22 protein-coding genes are annotated in these 21,113 nt (G+C 70.6%); 17 read left to right on the top strand and 5 right to left on the bottom strand.

The features are described 5' to 3' along the window. Positions 1 to 38: 38 nt before the first annotated feature. Positions 39 to 629, top strand: a complete 591-nt coding sequence (locus QMK24_RS28515; protein ID WP_283469679.1) for a Uma2 family endonuclease — start codon at positions 39 to 41, stop codon at positions 627 to 629. 165 nt (positions 630 to 794) lie between these two features. Here the strand turns inward: QMK24_RS28515 and QMK24_RS28510 are convergent, their stop codons facing one another. After that, positions 795 to 1,370: a TerD family protein gene (locus tag QMK24_RS28510; RefSeq protein ID WP_283469678.1), complete on the bottom strand. Its 576-nt coding sequence runs from the start codon at positions 1,368 to 1,370 to the stop codon at positions 795 to 797. Between the two features lie 184 nt (positions 1,371 to 1,554). On the opposite strand from QMK24_RS28510, the gene arfB reads away from it, so the two are divergent. Continuing rightward, positions 1,555 to 1,983 carry an alternative ribosome rescue aminoacyl-tRNA hydrolase ArfB gene (arfB, locus tag QMK24_RS28505; protein ID WP_283469677.1) on the top strand — a complete coding sequence of 143 codons (429 nt, stop codon included), beginning with the start codon at positions 1,555 to 1,557 and terminating at the stop codon, positions 1,981 to 1,983. Positions 1,984 to 2,069: 86 nt separating this feature from the next. On the opposite strand, the gene QMK24_RS28500 is transcribed toward arfB, so the two are convergent. Beyond that, complete coding sequence (locus QMK24_RS28500) at positions 2,070 to 2,573, bottom strand: flavin reductase family protein (RefSeq protein ID WP_283469676.1); 504 nt, start codon at positions 2,571 to 2,573, stop codon at positions 2,070 to 2,072. A 306-nt stretch (positions 2,574 to 2,879) separates the two neighbouring features. On the opposite strand from QMK24_RS28500, the gene cdgB reads away from it, so the two are divergent. The 3 genes from cdgB (at position 2,880) to QMK24_RS28485 (ending at position 6,784) form a co-directional block, all read left to right on the top strand. Continuing rightward, complete coding sequence (gene cdgB / locus QMK24_RS28495) at positions 2,880 to 4,511, top strand: diguanylate cyclase CdgB (protein WP_283469675.1); 1,632 nt, start codon at positions 2,880 to 2,882, stop codon at positions 4,509 to 4,511. A 296-nt stretch (positions 4,512 to 4,807) separates the two neighbouring features. Further along, a complete protein-coding gene (locus QMK24_RS28490; RefSeq protein ID WP_283469674.1) occupies positions 4,808 to 6,010 on the top strand; it encodes a sensor histidine kinase in 1,203 nt (400 codons plus the stop codon). Between the two features lie 84 nt (positions 6,011 to 6,094). Next, the gene (locus QMK24_RS28485; protein WP_283469673.1) at positions 6,095 to 6,784 is read left to right on the top strand and encodes a response regulator; all 690 of its coding nucleotides are present in this window, start codon (positions 6,095 to 6,097) and stop codon (positions 6,782 to 6,784) included. Between the two features lie 46 nt (positions 6,785 to 6,830). On the opposite strand, the gene QMK24_RS28480 is transcribed toward QMK24_RS28485, so the two are convergent. Further along, the gene (locus tag QMK24_RS28480; protein WP_283469672.1) at positions 6,831 to 7,148 is read right to left on the bottom strand and encodes an ArsR/SmtB family transcription factor; all 318 of its coding nucleotides are present in this window, start codon (positions 7,146 to 7,148) and stop codon (positions 6,831 to 6,833) included. Positions 7,149 to 7,248: 100 nt separating this feature from the next. On the opposite strand from QMK24_RS28480, the gene QMK24_RS28475 reads away from it, so the two are divergent. Next, positions 7,249 to 8,229: a quinone oxidoreductase family protein gene (locus QMK24_RS28475; RefSeq protein ID WP_283469671.1), complete on the top strand. Its 981-nt coding sequence runs from the start codon at positions 7,249 to 7,251 to the stop codon at positions 8,227 to 8,229. 70 nt (positions 8,230 to 8,299) lie between these two features. Here QMK24_RS28475 and QMK24_RS28470 read toward each other — a convergent pair whose 3' ends face one another. After that, positions 8,300 to 9,436 (bottom strand): threonine aldolase family protein, encoded by a 1,137-nt coding sequence (locus QMK24_RS28470; RefSeq protein WP_283469670.1) that lies wholly within the window; start codon positions 9,434 to 9,436, stop codon positions 8,300 to 8,302. Between the two features lie 240 nt (positions 9,437 to 9,676). Between QMK24_RS28470 and QMK24_RS28465 the strand changes: the two genes are divergently transcribed. The 10 genes from QMK24_RS28465 to QMK24_RS28420 all read left to right on the top strand — a co-directional run bounded on the left by QMK24_RS28465 (position 9,677) and on the right by QMK24_RS28420 (position 17,564). Next, the gene (locus QMK24_RS28465; protein WP_502962662.1) at positions 9,677 to 10,576 is read left to right on the top strand and encodes a Rossmann-like and DUF2520 domain-containing protein; all 900 of its coding nucleotides are present in this window, start codon (positions 9,677 to 9,679) and stop codon (positions 10,574 to 10,576) included. Next, the gene (gene panC, locus QMK24_RS28460; protein ID WP_283469668.1) at positions 10,573 to 11,436 is read left to right on the top strand and encodes a pantoate--beta-alanine ligase; all 864 of its coding nucleotides are present in this window, start codon (positions 10,573 to 10,575) and stop codon (positions 11,434 to 11,436) included. Before QMK24_RS28465 ends, panC begins: the two co-directional genes overlap by 4 nt. Continuing rightward, entirely contained in the window at positions 11,433 to 13,193 is a 1,761-nt protein-coding gene (locus QMK24_RS28455; RefSeq protein WP_283469667.1) for an L-aspartate oxidase, read from the top strand. The genes panC and QMK24_RS28455 overlap by 4 nt, the downstream gene beginning before the upstream one ends. Beyond that, positions 13,190 to 14,227 carry a carboxylating nicotinate-nucleotide diphosphorylase gene (gene nadC / locus QMK24_RS28450; protein ID WP_283469666.1) on the top strand — a complete coding sequence of 346 codons (1,038 nt, stop codon included), beginning with the start codon at positions 13,190 to 13,192 and terminating at the stop codon, positions 14,225 to 14,227. Before QMK24_RS28455 ends, nadC begins: the two co-directional genes overlap by 4 nt. A gap of 8 nt (positions 14,228 to 14,235) precedes the next feature. Then, complete coding sequence (locus QMK24_RS28445) at positions 14,236 to 15,033, top strand: type III pantothenate kinase (RefSeq protein WP_283469665.1); 798 nt, start codon at positions 14,236 to 14,238, stop codon at positions 15,031 to 15,033. Positions 15,034 to 15,159: 126 nt separating this feature from the next. Beyond that, positions 15,160 to 15,876: a hypothetical protein gene (locus tag QMK24_RS28440; protein WP_283469664.1), complete on the top strand. Its 717-nt coding sequence runs from the start codon at positions 15,160 to 15,162 to the stop codon at positions 15,874 to 15,876. An 84-nt stretch (positions 15,877 to 15,960) separates the two neighbouring features. Then, positions 15,961 to 16,140, top strand: coding sequence for a hypothetical protein (locus QMK24_RS28435; protein ID WP_283469663.1), 180 nt, complete (start codon positions 15,961 to 15,963; stop codon positions 16,138 to 16,140). Between the two features lie 39 nt (positions 16,141 to 16,179). Then, positions 16,180 to 16,575, top strand: a complete 396-nt coding sequence (locus QMK24_RS28430) for a BlaI/MecI/CopY family transcriptional regulator (protein ID WP_283469662.1) — start codon at positions 16,180 to 16,182, stop codon at positions 16,573 to 16,575. Positions 16,576 to 16,584: 9 nt separating this feature from the next. Further along, positions 16,585 to 17,103, top strand: coding sequence for an amino-acid N-acetyltransferase (locus QMK24_RS28425; RefSeq protein ID WP_283469661.1), 519 nt, complete (start codon positions 16,585 to 16,587; stop codon positions 17,101 to 17,103). A 122-nt stretch (positions 17,104 to 17,225) separates the two neighbouring features. Further along, the gene (locus tag QMK24_RS28420) at positions 17,226 to 17,564 is read left to right on the top strand and encodes a histone-like nucleoid-structuring protein Lsr2 (protein WP_283469660.1); all 339 of its coding nucleotides are present in this window, start codon (positions 17,226 to 17,228) and stop codon (positions 17,562 to 17,564) included. Here QMK24_RS28420 and QMK24_RS28415 read toward each other — a convergent pair. After that, entirely contained in the window at positions 17,495 to 18,076 is a 582-nt protein-coding gene (locus QMK24_RS28415) for an SCO3374 family protein (protein WP_283469659.1), read from the bottom strand. The two genes, QMK24_RS28420 and QMK24_RS28415, sit on opposite strands and share 70 nt — an antisense overlap. Before the next feature lie 418 nt (positions 18,077 to 18,494). Between QMK24_RS28415 and QMK24_RS28410 the strand changes: the two genes are divergently transcribed. Then, positions 18,495 to 21,029 (top strand): ATP-dependent Clp protease ATP-binding subunit, encoded by a 2,535-nt coding sequence (locus QMK24_RS28410; protein WP_283469658.1) that lies wholly within the window; start codon positions 18,495 to 18,497, stop codon positions 21,027 to 21,029. Positions 21,030 to 21,113: the final 84 nt, after the last annotated feature.

Raw genomic sequence — 21,113 nt, 5'->3', positions numbered from 1 at the left:
TACGCTGGCAGGGTCGCGCCGTACGAAGGAGGTCCGTCATGGCACTCACCGCCCCAGAACGCGAACCGCGTACGGGTGCCGACCGCAGCTACGCCGAATCGGTCGAGGACGCCTTCGCAGTGTTGGACGCGGCAGCCCCCGAGGGGTGGCGCGTGGAACTGATCGAAGGGGAAATCCACGGGGTACCTCCCGCCAATGGCGAGCATGAAGAGATCGTCTCCGAAGTGGCCGAGCAGGTGACCGTCAGCCGCAAGGAACTGCGGACGTACACCGGGATCGGGCTCAAGCTCAGCGGGACGGTGGACATCGCCAAGGTCATTCCGGACATGGTGATCGCTCCCAAGAGGAGCTTCCGCGACGAGCTGGAGTACCACGGAACCGATGCGGTTCTCCTGATCGGCGAGGTGACATCGAAGTCCACCGGGCGCAACGACCGCGAGGGCAAGCTCCGGGCGTACGCCGCCGCGGGAATCCCGTTCTACCTGCTGGTGGACCGGGACGCGGGCCAGGTGATCCTTTACTCGGAGCCGTCCAAGGGCCGATTCACCCGCGAGGCCGCGGTCGAGATCTCCAAGACCATCACCCTGCCGGAACCGTTCGGCTTCGATCTCGACACCAGTGAGTTCTGACCGCCGGATGAGGCGGCGCGCCGGCCGTGTGCGTCGGACCTGGCCGCGTGCGTCGGACGGGGCGCCGTCCAGCGAGTGAGCTGTCCCGGCACGCGCGCCCGCCGACGCCGACGGCCCCCGGATCGCCAGGCGATACGAGGGCCGTCGGGAGGCGGGGGGCCGGTGTCAGAGGTTGACGCCGAAGTCCGTGGCGATGCCCACCAGGCCGGAGGCGTAGCCCTGGCCCACGGCGCGGAACTTCCACTCCGCGCCGTTGCGGTACAGCTCGCCGAAGACCATCGCGGTCTCGGTGGCCGAGTCCTCGCTCAGGTCGTAGCGGGCGATCTCCGCCTCGCCGGCCTGGTTGACGATACGGATGTAGGCGTTGCGGACCTGGCCGAAGTTCTGGCTGCGGGTCTCTGCGTCGTAGATCGACACCGGGAAGACGATCTTGTCGATGTCGGCAGGGAGCGCCGCCAGGTTGACCTTGATCTGCTCGTCGTCCCCGTCGCCCTCACCGGTCTTGTTGTCACCGGTGTGCACGATGGACTGGTCCGGCGTCGCCTTGTTGTTGAAGAAGACGAAGTGGCCGTCCGAGAAGACCTTGCCGGCGGTGTTCACCGCGATGGCGCTCGCGTCGAGGTCGAAGTCGGTACCGGTGGTGGTACGGACGTCCCAGCCGAGACCGACCGTGACCGCCGTCAGGCCAGGCGCCTCTTTGGTCAGCGAGACGTTGCCGCCCTTGGACAGGCTTACAGCCATTGGGAGTCCCCTCCATGGAGATGGGTTGTTGCCGACGAAGCTACCGTCACCCTCACAACGCCGTCACAGGACCGTCTGGTTCCCTCCGATCGATTCCCGGTCGGGTCCCGGCTGGAAGCCCGCGCGGCAACGCGCGCGGAAAACCCTGTGACGGGAGCCGCCGGAACACGGGATCATAGGACGCATGTCCGGACCCCTTGTCATTCGCGGTTCGGTCTCCGTCCCGGAGGCCGAGCTCCTGTGGCGTTTCTCCAGGTCGTCGGGGCCGGGCGGTCAGCATGTCAACACCAGCGACAGCCAGGTCGAGTTGCGCTTCGACCTCGCCGGCACGGAGTCCCTGCCGCCGGTGTGGAAGGACCGGGCGCTGGAGCGCCTCGCGGGCAAGCTCGTCGCGGGGGTGCTGACGGTCAAGGCGTCCGAGCACCGCTCCCAGTGGCGCAACCGGGAGACGGCCCTCGCGCGGATGGCGTCGGTCCTGGCCACCGCCACGGCCCCGCCGCCGAAGCCGCGCCGCCCGACCAAGATCCCGCGCGGTATCAACGAACGCCGACTGCGGCACAAGAAGCAGCGCGGCGAGACCAAGAAGGGCCGCGACCAGCGCAGCTGGGACTGATCCCGGGGCGGGCCCCGTCTCACACCTGGGACCGGCGCCGAGCCGGCCCCGTATCGCGCCTGGGGCCGACGCCTGGGCCGCGCCCGCTAACCCAGCTGCCGGTAGCGGCCCTTGAAGTACACCAGCGGAGAGCCCTCGGCACTCGGCGTCCGTGCGGTGAGCACGCGTCCGATGATGAGGGTGTGGTCCCCGGCCGTCACGCGCTGTTCCGTGTGGCACTCCAGCACGGAGAGCGCCCCGCCGAGTATCGGCGCACCTGATTCCGGGCCCCGGTAGTACGCCACGTCCTCGAAGAGCAGCCGGTCGCTGATCCGCCCGCGCATCGCGAAGCGCCCCGCGATATGCCGCTGGCTCTCGCTGAGCACGGATGCCGCCCACAGCGGCTGCCGCTCCAGCAGATCGTCCATCCGCGAGTCGTTGCGGACGCTCACCAGGACCATCGGCGGTTCGAGCGAGACGGACAGGAAGGCCGTGGCCGTCATGCCGACGTCCTCGCCCCTGGGCCCGTCCTCCGGGTCGTGGGCGGTGACGAGGACGACGCCGGCCGCGAGGCGGGCCATCGCGGCGCGGAAGTCGTCGGGGTGGGCCATGATCCCAGGATGGGGGACAGCGGATGACTGAAGCACATCAAGGACGGTACGGCCCCGCCACAACCCCGCGCATCGGGCCTCAGGACCAGGCAGGTTCCGCGCGGGTCCTGGGCCGCCGCCGGGCCGGCCTAAGCCCAAAGCCGTACGCTCCGTGGTCAACCTGGGACAAACTCCTGTGACTTGAGTCACAAGGGGCAGGAATTGTTGACCCTGTGTACCGGGCGAACTGCTCCCTGTGATTCAGTTGCCGTGGCAATCGGACGATAAGAAATCCCAGGAGTTGCTGTCGAGGGCTCGGAGAGAGGCATGGACACCGAGTCGGAGCCGTATGTCCGTCTCGCGACCCTGCGTCAGCTGCACCAGGTCGTCGCAGACCTCAATACGGCACGCAGTCTCGCCGACACCCTGCAGGCTGTGGCCGATGGGGTGGTCAACGGGCTGGGCTACGAGCTCGCCGCCGTGAACCTGGTACGTCCGGACGGCGATCTGGTCGTCGCGGCCTTCGCGGGAAGCGCCGCCGCCGAGTCACTGCTCGCCGGCCGCGTCGGCTCCCGTGCCTCATGGGAACGCCGGCTGAACATGGGCGAGCGCTGGGGGATGCTGCGGTTCATACCGCACACCGAGGGCTGGGTCCTGGTCGACGACGACGTCCCGCAGTGGCACACCGACGGCCCCCCGCCCCGTTTTCCCGACGAGTGGCACCCCAATGACCGGCTCTACGCCCCGATGTACGCCTCCGCGAACATCGGCGGCGAGCTGATCGGCGTCATCTCCGTCGACAGGCCCACCAACGGCCGGCACCCGGGCCCCTGGGGCTGCGAAGCGCTCCAGATGTACGCCTTCCAGGCCGCCATCGCGATCAGCAACGCCCGGCTGCGCGCCAACATGCAGCGGGCCCTGGTCCGTCTGGAGCGCGACCAGCAGGCGCTGCGCGCCAGCGAGGAGAGTTTCCGGCAGGCGTTCGAGTACGCGCCCAGCGGCATGGCCATCGCCGAGATGGGCGGGGACCAGCACGGCAAGCTGCTGCGGGCCAACGACGCGCTGTGCCGGCTGCTGGGCCGCCCGGCCTCCGTGATGCGCCGCTACTCCTTCTCCGACCTCGTCCACCCCGAGGACGTCGGCCTGCTGCTGCGGACCTCCGCCGAGGGCGGCCGGGCCGAGCTGCGCCTCGCCCGCCGCGACGGCAGCTACGTCTGGGTCTCGCTGCGCAACTCCGTCGTCGCCGACACGGCGGACGGCCCGCGCTTCCTGCTGACCCACGTGGAGGACATCGAGGAGCGCAAGGGCCGCGAGATGCAGCTCGCCCACCGCGCCAGCCACGACTCCCTCACCGGCCTGCCCAACAGCGCGGAACTGCGCGCCCGGCTCTCCAGCCGGCTCTGTTCCAGACCCGACGACGCGGTGTCCGACGCCGCTCCCGACGAGTTCGCGTTCAGCTACGGCTTCGGCCCCGACGAGATGGCCACCCCCATGGGAGCGGTCGGCGGCTACGACCTCCACACCCACACCTCGGCGCCGGACGAGAGCCCCGACTCGGGCAGCAAGGGCCTGGCGGTGCTCTTCTGCGACCTGGACGGCTTCAAGTCGATCAACGACCGGTTCGGCCACCACGCGGGTGACGCGGTCCTGATCGAGGTCGCCCGGCGGCTCGCCAGCGTGGTCCGCGACGGCGACACCGTCGCCCGTCTCGGCGGCGACGAGTTCGTCGTCCTCGCCGACGGCCTCGGTCCCGCCGACGCGCAGGACCTATCGGTCCGGCTGCGCAACGCGATCGTCCCGCCCATCCGCGTCGACGGCCGCGCCGTACGCGTCGGCGCCAGTTTCGGCATCGGCTGGGCCGGCTGCGGCATGACCGCCGACGAGATCCTGCACTCCGCCGACCAGCGCATGTACATGGAGAAGCGCTCCCGCTCGCGCAACCACCGCCGCGCGGGCTGAGCCGCGGGGTGCCCCCGGCCCTCGTGATCCGGCCGAGCCCCCCGTGATCCGGCCAAACCCCTCGTGATCCGGTCGAGAACCGCGGGAAACCGGTCGGGGACCCCCTTCGTCCGGTCGCGACCCCCTGAGTCCGGTGAGGGACGATTCCGGGGTGATACCGGGCTGAACCGGGACCAAGCAGGTCAGGAACGGGACCAATGCCGGGTTCGAGGGGGGTCACCTCCACCCTGCGGAGTACCCGAGATCGCTCTGACGGTTGACCCCGGACCGCCATTCCCCTGCATACGCTGGGTAATGTGCAGCGCCTCTACTCCTTTCTCCGCAGACACCCGACGTGGGTCGACAGCTTCTGGGCTCTCGTCCTGCTCGGGATCAACGCGCTGTGGGTCCTGGAGGACAGCCAGACCTCACGGGTCGCGCGGCTGGCCGCCATCCCGGTCTCGTTCGGGCTGAGCGCCGTCGTCGCACTGCGCCGCCGCGCGCCGGAGAGCGTGCTGCTGCTGGTCATAGCCATCGGCATCGCCCAGGTCGTGCTGAACGTCCGGGTCAATCCCGGTGACTTCGCGATGCTGGTCGCCATCTACACCGCCGCCGCCAACGGCGCCCGCTGGGCCTCCCGGCTCTCGCTCGTCGGCGGTCTGAGCGCCTCGCCGATCTCGACGCTGCGCTGGCCGCAGGAGAACCCCGCGCCGAACACCTGGGTGGGCGTCGCCCAGGTGATCTTCGTGTCGGTGCCCTTCGCCCTCGCCTGGGTGATCGGCGACAGTCTCCGTACCCGCCGCGCCTACTACGCCCAGCTGGAGGAGCGCGCCGCCCGCCTCCAGCGGGAGCGCGAGGCGCAGTCCAAGGCCGCGGTCGCCGCCGAGCGGGCCCGTATAGCCCGCGAGCTGCACGACGTCGTGGCGCACAACGTGTCGGTGATGGTGGTGCAGGCGGACGGCGCCGCCTATGTCCTGGACGCCTCGCCCGAGCAGGCCAAGCAGGCTCTGGCGACGATCTCCAGCACCGGCCGCCAGGCGCTGGCCGAGATGCGCCGGCTGCTCGGCCTGCTGCGCTCCAGCGACGACAGCGGTGGGGAGTACGTCCCGCAGCCCGGTGTCGAGCAGCTCTCCGAACTCATCGAGCAGGTGCGCGGCGCCGGCCTGCCGGTCCGGTTCGAGGTGACCGGTGAGGCGCGCCCGCTCTCCAGCGGCGTGGAACTCACGGCGTTCCGCATCGTCCAGGAGGCGCTGACCAACACCCGTAAGCACGCCGGCACGGACGCCACCGCCACGGTCCGGCTCGCCTTCGCGGATACCGAGCTCGGCCTGCTCATCGAGGACGACGGCCGCGGTGCCCAGCACGAGCTGTACGAGGACGGCGGCCAGGACGGCCTCGGGCAGGGCCTGATCGGGATGCGCGAGCGCATCGGCATGATCGGCGGCACGCTGGAGGCCGGACCGCGGCCCGGCGGCGGCTTCCGGATCAGCGCCGCACTGCCACTCAAGACGGGACACTGACGGCGTACCGCCCGCCGACTCCGCCCGCCGACTCCGAGAGCCGACTCCGAGAGCCGACTCCCAGAAGAAGAGGACCAGAACACGATGGCGATCCGCGTAATGCTCGTCGACGACCAGGTGCTGCTGCGCACCGGTTTCCGCATGGTGCTGCAGGCGCAGCCCGACATGGAGGTCGTCGCGGAGGCGGGCGACGGCGCGGAGGCGGTGGAGGTGCTGAGCGTCACCAAGGTGGACGTGGTGCTGATGGACGTCCGTATGCCCCGGCTCGACGGTGTCGAGGCCACCCGTCTGATCTGCGGCGGCCCGAACCGCAAGCCGGACGACGGCGGCCCGCGCGTCCTGATCCTCACCACCTTCGACCTGGACGAGTACGCCTTCTCGGCGCTCAAGGCGGGTGCCAGCGGCTTCATGCTCAAGGACGTGCCGCCGGACGAGCTGCTGGCCGCGATCCGCTCCGTCCACAGCGGTGACGCGGTCGTCGCCCCGAGTACCACGCGCCGTCTGCTGGACCGCTTCACCCCGATGCTGCCGAGCTCCGGCGCGCCGGACAACACGGCGGTGAACCGGCTGACCGAGCGTGAGCGCGAGGTGCTGCTGCTCGTCGCCCAGGGCCTGTCGAACGGTGAGATCGCGCGGAAACTGGTGCTGTCCGAGGCCACGGTGAAGACTCACGTCGGCCGGATCCTCACCAAGCTCGAGCTGCGCGACCGGGTGCAGGCCGTGGTCATGGCGTACGAGACGGGTCTGGTGCGGGCCGGCACGGGCGGCCAGTAGGCCGGGCCGCTTCCCGTGGGGCCGGGCCGCCCCTCGTGACCCGGGGCTACCCCTTGTCGCGCAGGACCAGCGCCAGCAGGCCGGGGAAGCGCTGGTCGAACTCCTCGCGGCGCAGCCGGTTCACGCGCCGGGCCCCCTGGTCGCGCTGCTCGATCAGGCCGGCCGTGCGCAGTACGGCGAAGTGGTGGCTGAGCGCCGCCTTGCCGATGGGCACGTCGAAGGTGCCGCAGGCCCGCTCCCAGTCACCCGCGCCCGCCAGTTCGCGCACGAGCTGGATACGTACCGGGTCGGCGAGGGCGGCGAGCGCGGTCTGTACGGGCACGTCGTCGGGGTGGGTGTGCTCGGGTTCGGTCCGTGGACCCATCGGATGTCCTTCCTCGGAACCCCCTTGCAGAGTGTTCGATGAAAACCATACACTCAAGTTGTTCGCTTTTCATTGAACAGTCTAGCGAGGGACGGCAGCCATGCGCGCGATCGAATTCGGAGAGTTCGGCGGACCCGAGGTCCTCCAGGTGACCGAGGTCCCCGTTCCGGAGCCAGGACCCGGTGAGGTGACCATCGACGTGGCCTACACCGGCGTCAACTTCGCCGACACCAAGGCCCGCGCCGACGGCTACCGCGTACCGTCCCTGCCCTTCCGCCCCGGACTGGAGGTCTCCGGCCGGATCCGCGCCGTCGGCGCCGGCGTCGAGGGCCTGCTCGCCGGTCAACAGGTCGCCGCTCTGACCCCGCACAGCGGTTACGCGGAGGTCGTCGCCGCCCCCGCCGCCACCGTTTTCGCCCTTCCCGAGGGTGTGCCCCTGCGCACGGGCGCCACCCTGCCGACCGTTCTCCCCAGCGTTTACGGGCTGCTGCACGAGGTCGGCCGGCTGCGCGCGGGCGAGACAGTACTGATTCAGGGCGCGGCCGGCGGCATCGGCACGGTCGCGGGGCAGCTCGCCAGGATCGGTGGGGCGGCCGCCGTCTACGGCGTCGTATCGCGGCCGGAGAAGGCCGAGGAAGCGCTCAAGTACGGCTACGACAAGGTGTTCGTCGGTGACGACTTCACGGCGGACGTCCGGCTCGCCACCGGCGGGCGCGGTGTCGACCTCGCCCTCGACCCGGTCGGCGGCGAGACCCTCCGCCGCAGCCTGGAGTCGCTCGCGCTCTTCGGCCGGCTCGTCTCCTTCGGCAACGCGGGCGGTGCCGCCCCCTGGCAGCTCGGCCAGCCCGAGCTCTACCCGCGCGGCCTGTCGGTGGCCGGCTTCTCGATCCTCACCCTCGCCGAGAACGAGCCCGAGGCGCTGCGCGCGATCGCCGACAAGGCCTTCCTGCTCGTCGCGGGCGGCACGGTAGAACTGCCGGTCACCGCTGAATTCCCGCTGGAAGAGGCCGCCGAGGCGCACCGCCTCATGGACACCCGCACCACCACGGGCAAGCTGCTGCTGCGCGTCGCGGGGGAGTGACGGCGGAGCTACGGACGGCGGGGCGACAGAAGGGCGACGGCGGGACGGAAGACAGCACGCGACGGCGCGTTCAGCTTGCCGGGAGCCGCTCCACGAAGGCGGCCACCCCATCCGCGACATCGTCCGCCGTCCACTCCAGCGCCGATTCGGCCACCGTCACCTCGGTCACCGACATCCCCGGCACCTCGGTGTCGAACCACTTCCCGAACACGACGGACTTCGTCTCCGTCGCCTGGCGCAGCCCGGCCGCGTCCAGCGACGCGGCCGGGAACGGCAGCCACACCTGGAACTGGTGGGTGAACGGCACCTCGGGATTGATCCGGAAGAACGGCACCGCGCCCGCGAAACCGGCCCGCAGCCCCTCCGCGACGACCTTCGCGTGCGCCACGTACGACGGCAGGCGCGGCAGTACGTCGTCCAGTCCCGCGAGCGCCGCCAGCGCCGTCGGGAACTGCTCGAACGGCAGCCCGCCGTACCGGTGCCGCCAGGCCTTCGCCTCCGCGACCAGGTCGGTGGGTCCGGCGAGGACCGCGCCCGAGATCCCGCCCAGCGACTTGTAGAACGACACGTACACGCTGTCCGCGAGGTCCGCGATCTCCGACAGCGACCGCTCGAAGTGCGGTGGGCACTCCCACAGTCGCGCCCCGTCGAAGTGCACCACGGCGTCGCGCTCGCGCGCGGCCGCCACCGTCGCGGTCAGCTCCTCCCACGTCGGCAGCTGGAAGCCCGCGTCCCGCAGCGGCAGTTCGAGCATCAGCGTGCCGAACGGCTCGTCGAGATCCCGGATCTCGTCCGCGCTCGGCAGCCGGGGCGCGGTCGTCGGATGGACGGTGCGCAGCCCGCTCACCACCGAGACGGCGTCGCGCTCATGCACCTCCGGATGCGCCAGCGGGTGCATCGCGACCGTCGGGTTGCCGGTCCGGCCCGCCCAGCACCGCAGGGCCACCTGCTGCGCCATCGTCCCGGTCGGGAAGAACGCCGCGGCCTCGGTGCCCAGCAGCCCCGCCACCCGCTGCTCCAGCGTGGCGACGATTCCGTCGCCGTACATGTCGGTGGGGCTGTCCAGGTCGTGGGCGGCCGCGCCCTCGGCCACCAGCCGATCCAGCCGCTCCCGCATCAGCGGCCGCTTCCCGGTGGACAGCACCCGGTCGCATGCCCGCACAGCCGCCAGGCGGGCTGTCTTCTCGTCTTCGCTCGCGTTGGCCATGCCATCGATCCTGCCCCACCGCGGCCCCGCCCGCCGAGGACTTTTCCCGGCCCGGGTCCGGGCCGGGTCCGGCTGCGCTCGGGCAGCGACAGGGCAGCGATCGGGCCGCGCTCCGTCCACGCACCGGACCCCTGAGGAAGGCCGGAAGCATTCGCGTAGCATTGACGAGAACGTCCGGTACCGCTCAGGACTGGAACGGAAGGCCAGCGCAGCGTGAACGCATCGCATACCCCGGGCCCCATGCCCTCCGAAGCGGAGGCGCGCCCCGCCCGCCTCACCGTCGGCGTCGTCGGCGCGGGCCGGGTCGGACCGGCGCTCGCCGCTGCCCTCAAGCTCGCAGGACACCGGCCGGTCGCCGCGTCGGCGGTCTCCGACCGGTCGCGCCGCCGCGCGGCGGACCTGCTGCCCGGCGTACCGCTGGTGGAGCCCGCCGAGGTGCTCGCGCGCGCGGACCTCGTCCTCCTGACGGTCCCCGACGACGCCCTGCCCGGTCTGATCGCCGGGCTCGCCGAGACCGGCGCCGTACGTCCTGGCCAGCTGATCGTGCACACCTCCGGCCGTTACGGGACGGGCGTGCTCGACCCCGCGCTGCGGGCCGGCGCCCTGCCGCTCGCACTGCACCCCGCGATGACCTTCACCGGCACCGCGGTGGACGTGCAGCGGCTGGCCGGCTGCTCCTTCGGCGTCACTGCTCCCCAGGAGCTGCGGATGGCAGCCGAGGCGCTCGTGATCGAAATGGGCGGCGAGCCCGAGTGGATCGGGGAAGCGGCCCGCCCGCTCTATCACGCGGGCCTCGCGATCGGCGCGAACCACCTGGTCACCCTGGTCGCCCAGTCCATGGAGCTGCTCCGCGCGGCCGGCGTCGAGGAGCCGGGCCGCATGCTCGGACCGCTGCTCGGCGCCGCCCTCGACAATGCTCTGCGCTCCGGCGACGGCGCCCTCACCGGCCCCGTCGCCCGCGGTGACGCGGGCACCGTCACCGCCCATCTGGAGGAGCTGCGCAAGCACTCCCCGCAGGCCGTCGCCTCGTATCTGGCGATGGCGCGGGCCACCGCGGACCGTGCGCTGGCCAACGGAATGCTCAAGCCGGAACGTGCCGAGGCGCTGCTCGACGTCCTCGCGGACGGGGACGCCCGATGACACCGACGCCGCCCCTGATGACGACGGCGGAAGAGCTGCGCGCCGCCGCCCTGCACGGCCGCCCGCGGGCCGTGGTGATGACGATGGGCGCGCTCCACGAGGGGCACGCCACCCTCATCCGCACCGCGCGCGAAAAGGCGGGGATGGACGGCGAGGTGGTCGTCACCGTCTTCGTCAATCCGCTGCAGTTCGGCCCCGGCGAGGACTTGGACCGCTATCCGCGCACCCTGGACGCCGATGTGAAGCTCGCGGCCGAGGCGGGTGCCGACATCGTCTTCGCACCCTCCGCCGACGAGGTCTACCCCGGCGGCGAACCGCAGGTGCGGATCACGGCGGGCCCGATGGGGGAGCGCTACGAGGGCGCCTCCCGCCCCGGCCACTTCGACGGCATGCTGACCGTCGTCGCGAAGCTGCTCCACCTCACCGCCCCGGCCACCGCCTTCTTCGGACAGAAGGACGCCCAGCAGCTCGCGCTCATCCGCCGGATGGCGACGGACCTCAACTTCCCGGCCGAGATCGTGGGCGTCCCCACGGTCCGCGAGGACGACGGCCTGGCCCTGTCGAGCCGCAACCGGTATCTCTCCGACGGAGGGAGACAGACCGCCCTCGCCCTGTCGCGCGCCCTGTTCGCGGGCCGGGACACGATCGAGGCGGGCCCCGACGCCGTACGAGCGGCCGCGCGCAGAGTGCTGGAGACGGCAGACGGCCTGGCCGTCGACTATCTGGACCTCGTCGACCCCGCAGACTTCACCGAGGCGTCCCCGGACCACACCGGACCCGCGATCCTCGCGGTCGCCGCGAAGGTCGGCACGACCCGGCTGATCGACAACATCCCCCTGGAATTCGGAGCCGCCCGATGAACGGAACCGGCATACGGTTGCACGCCCCCGCCCCCGGCTGGGCGATCGCCGCCGATGTGATCGTCGTCGGGTCCGGCGTCGCCGGCCTGACCACCGCGCTGCGCTGCGCCGCGGCCGGGGCGAAGGTCGTCGTCGTGACGAAGGCGCAGATGGACAACGGCTCCACGCGCTGGGCGCAGGGCGGCATCGCGGCGGCGCTCGGCGAGGGCGACACCCCCGAGCAGCACCTGGACGACACGCTGGTCGCGGGCGCCGGACTGTGTGACGAGCCGGCCGTGCGGGCTCTGGTCACAGAGGGCCCGGACGCGGTGCGCCGGCTCATCTCGACCGGCGCGCGGTTCGACCGGTCGGCCGAGACCGGTGAGATCCTGCTGACCCGGGAGGGCGGCCACCACCGCCGCCGGATCGCCCACGCGGGCGGCGACGCCACGGGCGCGGAGATCTCCCGCGCGCTGGTGGAGGCCGTCCGCGACGCCGGTATCGAGACGGTCGAGAACGCGCTCGTCCTCGACCTGCTCACCGACGAGACGGGCCGTACCGCGGGCGTCACGCTGCACGTCATGGGCGAGGGCCAGCGGGACGGTGTCGGCGCCGTGCACGCCAAGGCCGTGGTGCTGGCGACGGGCGGCATGGGCCAGGTCTTCTCCGCCACGACGAACCCGGCCGTCTCGACGGGCGACGGCGTGGCGCTCGCGCTGCGGGCCGGCGCCGAGGTCAGCGATCTGGAGTTCGTGCAGTTCCACCCGACCGTGCTGTGGCTGGGCCCGGATGCCGAGGGCCAGCAGCCGCTGGTGTCCGAGGCGGTCCGCGGCGAGGGCGCGTACCTGGTCGACGCCGAGGGCATCCGGTTCATGACCGGCCAGCACGAGCTGGCCGAACTGGCGCCGCGCGACATCGTCGCCAAGGGCATCATGCGGCGCATGCAGGAGACCGGCGCCGAGCACATGTTCCTCGACGCCCGGCACTTCGGCGCCACGATGTGGGCCGAGCGCTTCCCGACGATCCTCGCCGCCTGCCGCGCCCACGGCATCGACCCGGTGACCGAGCCGATCCCCGTCGCGCCCGCGGCGCACTACGCGAGCGGCGGCGTACGCACCGACCTGCTCGGCCGGACCACCGTGCCGGGCCTGTACGCGTGCGGCGAGGTGGCCTGTACGGGCGTGCACGGCGCGAACCGGCTGGCCTCCAACTCGCTGCTGGAGGGGCTGGTCTTCTCCGAGCGCATCGCGGCCGACATCATCGCCGACCCCACCGCGCCGGGCGCCCCCGTCGTCCCCGCGCCGGCCCGCACCCCGCTGCTGGCGTCGGAGACCCGCTACGAGATCCAGCGGATCATGACGGCGGGCGCGGGTGTGCTCCGCAGCGCCGCCAGCCTGGCCGGCGCGGCCTCCGCGCTGGAGCGCATCCACACCGCCGCGATCGAGGATCTGGAGCGCGACGGCAAGACCGCAGAGCCGTGCGTCGAGACGTGGGAAGCGTCGAATCTGAGCCTGGTGGCCCGGGTTCTGGTCGCGGCCGCCCGCCGCCGGGAGGAGACTCGTGGCTGCCACTGGCGCGAGGACCGGCCGGACCGGGACGATGCGCAGTGGCGCCGTCACCTCGTCGTCCGCCTGACGCCCGACCGGACCCTGTCCGTCCACACCACCGACACGGCGGACTTCCCGCCGGTGCGTGCCGACGCCGCGGCGGACGCCGTGCCGGCGACTGCCGCAACCCCGCGGGGGACGACCCTCGCAGCCCCGAAGGAGTTCTCGTGAGTACGCCGGACCGCCCCCAGCCCGTTCTGCTTCCGCTGCCGAAATTCGGCATTCCCGTCGGCCGGCCCGACGAGGACGCCGGCGGCTGCGGTGACGCGTGCGGCTGCGGAGACGACGAGGCCACCTACGAGCACGACCCGCTGGAGTGCGGCCTGGACGCCGACCTGGCGCAGCTGCTGGTCGACGCGGGTCTCGACCCGATTCAGGTCGAGGACATCGCGCACATCGCGATCGAGGAGGACCTCGACCAGGGCGTGGACGTCACCACCGTCGCAACCGTCCCCGAGGACGCCTTCGCCACCGGTGACTTCACCGCACGCGAGGCCGGCACCGTCGCGGGCCTGCGGATCGCCGAGGCGGTCCTGTCGGTCGTGTGCACCGACGAGTTCGAGGTCGAGCGGCATGTCGAGGACGGCGACCGCGTCGAGCCCGGCCAGGTGCTGCTCACGGTCCGCACCCGCACCCGTGACCTGCTGACGGGCGAGCGCAGCGCGCTCAACCTGCTGTGCCGGCTCTCCGGCATCGCGACCGCGACCCGTGCCTGGGCGGACGTCCTGGAGGGCACCGGGGCCGAGGTCCGCGACACCCGCAAGACGACACCGGGGCTGCGCGCCCTGGAGAAGTACGCGGTGCGGTGCGGCGGCGGCGTCAACCACCGGATGTCGCTGTCGGACGCGGCCCTGGTCAAGGACAACCACGTGGTGGCGGCCGGTGGCGTCGCGCAGGCGTTCAAGCTGGTCCGCGACGAGTTCCCCGACCTGGCCGTCGAGGTCGAGGTCGACACCATGGAGCAGGTGCGCGAGGTCGTGGCGGCGGGCGCCGATCTGATCCTCCTCGACAACTTCACCCCGGCCGGGACCGCCGAGGCCGTCGCGTTCGTCGCGGGCCGCGCCCTCCTGGAGTCCTCGGGCCGCCTCACCCTCGACACCGCCCGCGCCTACGCCGAGACCGGCGTCGACTTCCTGGCGGTGGGCGCGCTCACCCACTCCTCGCCGATCCTCGACATCGGCCTCGACCTCCGCGCGGGGGTCTGAGACCCGCCATGCTGCTCACCATCGACGTCGGCAATACGCACACCGTCCTGGGCCTCTTCGACGCGGAGGAGATCGTCGAGCACTGGCGGATCTCCACCGATTCGCGCCGTACCGCCGACGAGTGGGCGGTCCTGCTGCAGGGCCTGATGGGCATGCACCCGCTGCTCGGCATGGAGCTGGGCGACGGCATCGACGGCATCGCGATCTGCTCCACGGTGCCGGCGGTCCTGCACGAGCTGCGTGAGGTGACCCGCCGCTACTACGGCGACGTCCCGTCGGTCCTCGTCGAGCCGGGCATCAAGACGGGCGTTCCGATCCTGGTGGACCACCCGAAGGAGGTCGGCTCCGACCGGATCGTCAACACCCTCGCGGCCATGCACCTGTACAACGGCCCGTGCATCGTCGTGGACTTCGGCACCGCGACGACCTTCGACGCGGTGTCCGTGCGCGGTGAGTACATGGGCGGCGCCATCGCCCCGGGCATCGAGATCTCGGTGGACGCCCTCGGGGTGCGCGGTGCGCAGCTCCGCAAGATCGAGCTGGCCCGGCCGCGCAGCGTCATCGGCAAGAACACCATCGAGGCGATGCAGTCCGGCATCCTCTACGGCTTCGCCGGCCAGGTCGACGGGGTCGCCGAGCGCATGGCCAGGGAACTCGCCGACGACCCGGACGATGTGACGGTCATCGCCACCGGGGGCCTCGCCCCGCTGGTCCTCGGCGAGGCGTCGATCATCGATGTGCACGAGCCGTGGCTGACGCTGATCGGCTTGCGCCTGGTCTATGAGCGGAATATCTCGACCGGCTAGTGGCTGTCCTCGAGCGCCGGACGGGCTGAATTCAGCCCGTCCGGCGCTCGAGGACAAACAGGCGGCCGGGCGGATTCAGCCATGTCGTTACGTGAATTTTGTCCGCTTAGCACTTAAAGTCACTCCATGCCCACGCCACACGGGTCCCGGGGCGGCATGGCGTTCAGCGCGGACGAACTGCGTGTGTTCCGGTGCGCCCTCGCAGCGGCCCTTCGACCCGCCACCACGACATCGGTCCCCGACGACCTCCAGGAGTTCCTCCGCCTCGCCGAGGCCCTGGACGAAGCGGTCAGCGAGGGCGGGCGGCTCCGGACGTTCCTCCTCGGGGAGCTGGCCCGCTATCGCGAAGCCCTCCCGGGCACCACCGCCGGCTATCTGGAGCGTCTGCGGGACGCCCTCGACGCCGGCTACGTGCCGGGCCCCGACGACCTCGCGGCCCTTCGGCGGCTGCGCAGCCAGCCCTGCGGCACGGTCGAGCACCGCCGCCGCACCGTCATGCTGCGCCGCTGCGAGGACCTGGCCGAACACGATGTACGAGCCCGCCTGGAGGCCCATATGCCCATGTCGCGCCGACGCTCCACGATCGCCGACCGCGGACGGCTGCTCGCCCTGCCCGGCGGCCGCACGCAGTCGCCCCTGCCGGCCGCCCTCGTCGGCTCCGCCGCCGACAAGCCCGCCCGCCCCGCTCCGGCGCCCGCTCCGGCCCCGGCGCCGGCTCCCCGGCCGGCTCCGGCTCCCGGTCCGTCCGACCCCGAGCACGGCCGCCGGGTGCCCACACCCGCCGAGGTGTTCCCTCCGGGCCGCCGTGCGACGCCCCCCGACGAGGAAGCCCGCACGGCCTGACCGCGTGGCTCGTACCGGAGCGCCGGACGGGTGGCCGCGTGGCCGCCGTCCGGCGCCGCCGTGGACCTGGCTACGCTGGACGCCATGGACTACGTTTCCGCGCTCGTGCCGCCGATCGTCATGGCGATCTTCTTCATCGGTCTCGTCGTGACGATCATCAAGAACCAGGGCGGGGTCAACAAGGCCAAGGAGGACGCGGCCGTGGACGCCGCGTTCGCCCGGGCCGAGTCGGTCCGGCAGACCGGCATCGACGAGACTCGCTAAATAACCGGCATTCCTGGCATTTGTCACTAGTATTCGAGAGTGCCCCGTCCATTGGGAGACCTCGAAGACGCCGTCATGACCAGGGTGTGGCAGTGGAATCGCCCGGTCACCGTTCGCGAAGTGCTCGAAGACCTGCAGCAGGACCGTTCCATCGCGTACACGACGGTCATGACCGTAATGGACAACCTGCACCAGAAGGGCTGGCTGCGCCGCGAGGCGGAAGGCCGCGCCTATCGCTATGAGGCGGTATCCACGAGAGCCGCATACTCGGCCGCACTCATGAACGAAGCCTGGGCGGCGAGTGACAACCCGGCCGCGGCCCTCGTGCACTTCTTCGGCATGATGTCGCCGGAACAGCGGGAAGCTCTCAGGGACGCAATGCGCGTAGTGCAGTCCGTGGACCCCTCTGCACCTCCCGAGCCCGACGAACGATAGCGTCCGGCCATGCCCCTCGTATCAAATGACGTCACCATCCGCAGGGCCAGGACCAGTGATGTGCCGGCTGTCCGCGGTCTGCTGGACTCATATGTCCGCGATCGCATCCTGCTGGACAAGCCCACCGTGACTCTTTATGAGGACATCCAGGAGTTCTGGGTGGCGGAACGCGACGAGGATGCCGCGGTCGTGGCGTGCGGCGCACTGCATGTGATGTGGGAAGACCTTGCGGAGGTCCGCACGCTGGCGGTTCATCCGGGACAGCGTGGGAAGGGTGTCGGACATCAAGTGCTGGCGAAGCTCTTGCAGACCGCGCGCTGGCTCGGAGTCCGCAGGATTTTCTGTCTCACCTTCGAAGTCGACTTCTTCGCGAAGCACGGCTTCGTCGAGATCGGCGAGACCCCGGTCGACGGTGATGTCTTCGGTGAGCTGCTGCGTTCCAATGACGAGGGAGTGGCCGAGTTCCTGGACCTCGAGCGAGTGAAACCGAACACCTTGGGCAACAGCCGCATGCTGCTGCAACTCTGAGGGTCCCGGTATGTCCGGTACGCGCACTGGCATCGTGTACCGCTTCGCGCAAGGGGTTTGTGTTTTTCCGGAAAAGGCGCTTTGCTTTTACCGTTAATCCGTTTTCGATGAAAGGGAAGCCGGTGGCACAGAAGGTTCAGGTCCTTCTTGTTGACGACCTCGACGGCGGCGAGGCGGATGAGACCGTCACGTTCGCACTCGATGGAGTGACGTACGAGATCGACCTCACCACTGCCAATGCGGACAAGCTTCGCGGGCTGCTCACTCCGTACCTGGACGGCGGTCGCAGGACCGGTGGCCGGGTCGGTCGTGGCCGCGGCCCCAAGGTTGTGCGGGGCGGCTCCGTGGGACAGGACACCGCGAAGATCCGTGCATGGGCGAAGGAAAAGGGCTACGAGGTCAACGACCGCGGCCGCGTTCCCGCGTCCATTCGCGAGGCATACGAGAAGGAACACGGCTGATTCTCCAGCAGCCGGACCCGGTGGCAGGCCGTCGCGAGAGCGGAGACCAGTGCCACCAGGCCGATGGGTCCCCCCACACCATCGGTACCGGAGCGCCCTGTGAAACACATCGCCGGCAATGTGGGTTCCACCTCGCAGCCCGGCTGGGGAGGCCGCAGCCAGACCGGAGCGGTCCGGTCGTAGGCGGCCTCCCGGCGTCCCCATTCCGGATGGGCCGGCGCCCGCATCAGATCGCCCGCACCCAGGGCGGTCAGATCGAGCGGGATTCCGCTCCATTCCAGCCATTCGAGCAGCCCCGGCAATTCTTCCGCCGTACCCGCGGCCACCAGTATCCGGACGCGCCGTCCGTCCAGGGCGACGGGCCCCAGCTCGCCCGGCCGCGGGAAGCGGGTCAGCGCGGCGAAGCCCACCGTGGCGGGCACCTCCAGCGCGTCGAAGCGCGCACCGGTGACCAGGTGCGGAGGCGTCGTACCGGCGATCGGCCAACCCAGCTCGTGCTCGTACCAGCCCATGCCGTATGCAACTGCCGTGGCGCACAAGGGTTACGAGCAGTCGCCCTCCGGGTACGCTCCGTGTCCACCGTGGGTGTCCAATGGGCGGACGGTTGTTCGCCCGTAGCGCACCCGATGGCCGTGTGTCGCATGGAATGTCAGTGCCAGCGGGTAAGAAAGCCCTAGTGGGACGGGACGACCGCGGCGGCGAGTGGGTCGGCGTTCGCCATGGGCGTACTCGATAAAGGTCTATTCACCTGGCCTGCGGGAACATCGTCTCGCACCATCAGGTTGGAGCTGTTGTCGGCTGCGTGGGACTAAAGGGCCCAGGTGGGTGTCTACGGTTGAAGTGAGCTGCCCCGCTGTCGGGACTAGCATGCGGAAGGACAGGGAGGGGACCGCCCCCTAACTGCCCGACCGCTCTGAGGAGCGATTAACGATGTTCGAGAGGTTCACCGACCGCGCGCGGCGGGTTGTCGTCCTGGCTCAGGAAGAAGCCCGGATGCTCAACCACAACTACATCGGCACCGAGCACATCCTCCTGGGCCTGATCCATGAGGGTGAGGGTGTCGCCGCTAAGGCCCTGGAGAGCCTCGGGATTTCGCTCGAGGCGGTCCGCCAGCAGGTGGAGGAGATCATCGGGCAGGGCCAGCAGGCCCCGTCGGGTCACATCCCCTTCACCCCCCGTGCCAAGAAGGTCCTGGAGCTGTCGCTCCGCGAGGCCCTTCAGCTCGGACACAACTACATCGGCACCGAGCACATCCTGCTCGGTCTGATCCGCGAGGGCGAGGGCGTCGCCGCCCAGGTCCTCGTGAAGCTCGGCGCCGACCTGAACCGGGTCCGGCAGCAGGTCATCCAGCTGCTGTCCGGGTACTCCGGCGGCGGCAAGGAGCAGGCGGGTGCCGGCGGCCCGGCCGAGGGCACGCCCTCGACCTCGCTGGTCCTGGACCAGTTCGGCCGCAACCTGACGCAGGCCGCTCGTGAAACCAAGCTCGACCCGGTCATCGGGCGCGAGAAGGAGATCGAGCGGGTCATGCAGGTGCTGTCCCGCCGCACCAAGAACAACCCCGTCCTCATCGGCGAGCCCGGCGTCGGCAAGACCGCCGTCGTCGAGGGCCTCGCCCAGGCGATCGTCAAGGGTGAAGTCCCCGAGACGCTCAAGGACAAGCAGCTCTACACCCTGGACCTCGGCGCCCTCGTCGCCGGCTCCCGGTACCGCGGTGACTTCGAGGAGCGCCTGAAGAAGGTCCTCAAGGAGATCCGCACCCGCGGCGACATCATCCTGTTCATCGACGAGCTCCACACCCTGGTGGGTGCGGGCGCCGCCGAGGGCGCGATCGACGCCGCGAGCATCCTCAAGCCCATGCTGGCGCGAGGCGAGCTGCAGACCATCGGTGCCACGACGCTCGACGAGTACCGCAAGCACCTGGAGAAGGACGCGGCCCTTGAGCGCCGCTTCCAGCCCATCCAGGTCGCCGAGCCGTCGCTGCCCCACACCATCGAGATCCTCAAGGGTCTGCGCGACCGGTACGAGGCACACCACCGTGTGTCGATCACCGACGCCGCCCTGGTCGCCGCCGCCACTCTGGCCGACCGCTACATCTCGGACCGCTTCCTCCCGGACAAGGCGATCGACCTGATCGACGAAGCCGGCTCCCGGATGCGCATTCGCCGGATGACCGCGCCGCCGGACCTCCGCGAATTCGACGAGAAGATCGCCGATGTGCGCCGTGAGAAGGAGTCCGCGATCGATTCGCAGGACTTCGAGAAGGCCGCCTCGCTGCGCGACAAGGAGAAGCAGCTCCTCGCCGCCAAGGGCAAGCGCGAGAAGGAGTGGAAGGCCGGCGACATGGACGTCGTCGCCGAGGTCGACGAGGAGCTGATCGCGGAGGTCCTGGCCACGGCCACCGGCATCCCGGTCTTCAAGCTCACCGAGGAGGAGTCCTCGCGTCTGCTGCGCATGGAGGACGAGCTCCACAAGCGCGTCATCGGCCAGAAGGACGCCATCAAGGCGCTCTCCCAGGCGATCCGGCGCACCCGCGCGGGCCTCAAGGACCCGAAGCGTCCCGGCGGCTCGTTCATCTTCGCCGGCCCGTCCGGCGTCGGTAAGACGGAGCTGTCCAAGACGCTCGCCGAGTTCCTCTTCGGCGACGAGGACGCGCTCATCCAGCTCGACATGTCGGAGTTCAGCGAGAAGCACACCGTCTCGCGGCTCTTCGGCTCGCCTCCCGGCTACGTCGGCTACGAAGAGGGCGGCCAGCTCACCGAGAAGGTGCGCCGCAAGCCGTTCTCCGTCGTCCTCTTCGACGAGGTCGAGAAGGCCCACCCCGACATCTTCAACTCGCTGTTGCAGATCCTGGAGGACGGCCGCCTGACCGACTCCCAGGGCCGGGTCGTGGACTTCAAGAACACGGTCATCATCATGACGACCAACCTTGGCACCCGGGACATCTCCAAGGGCTTCAACCTCGGCTTCGCGGCCACGGGTGACTCCAAGTCCGGGTACGAGCGGATGAAGACGAAGGTCAACGAGGAGCTCAAGCAGCACTTCCGGCCCGAGTTCCTCAACCGCGTCGACGATGTCGTCGTCTTCCACCAGCTGACGGAGGGAGACATCATGGAGATCGTCGACCTCATGATCACCAAGGTGGACGAGCGCCTCAAGGACCGCGACATGGGCCTGGAGCTCAGCGTCGAGGCCAAGAAGCTGCTCGGCAAGAAGGGCTACGACCCCGTCATGGGTGCCCGGCCGCTGCGCCGGACCATCCAGCGGGAGATCGAGGACATTCTCTCCGAGAAGATCCTCTTCGGCGAGCTGCGCGCCGGTCACATCGTCGTGGTCGACACCGAGGGCGAGGGTGACGAGAAGACGTTCACCTTCCGCGGCGAGGAGAAGGTCACGGTCGCGGACACCCCGCCGATCGAGGCCGCCGGCCACGGCGGCTCCACGCCGAACCTGTCCAAGGACGCGTAAGCGCCTGCCGCTCGGCCTGGCATGGAATGGGGCGGGGCCGGGACCGGTTGGTTTGCGGGCCCCCCCCACTTGGGGGCACCCCCC

It is taken from the genome of Streptomyces sp. PH10-H1, assembly GCF_030063355.1.
Lineage (GTDB): Bacteria > Actinomycetota > Actinomycetes > Streptomycetales > Streptomycetaceae > Actinacidiphila.
This window is presented reverse-complemented; position numbering and strand designations above follow the sequence as displayed.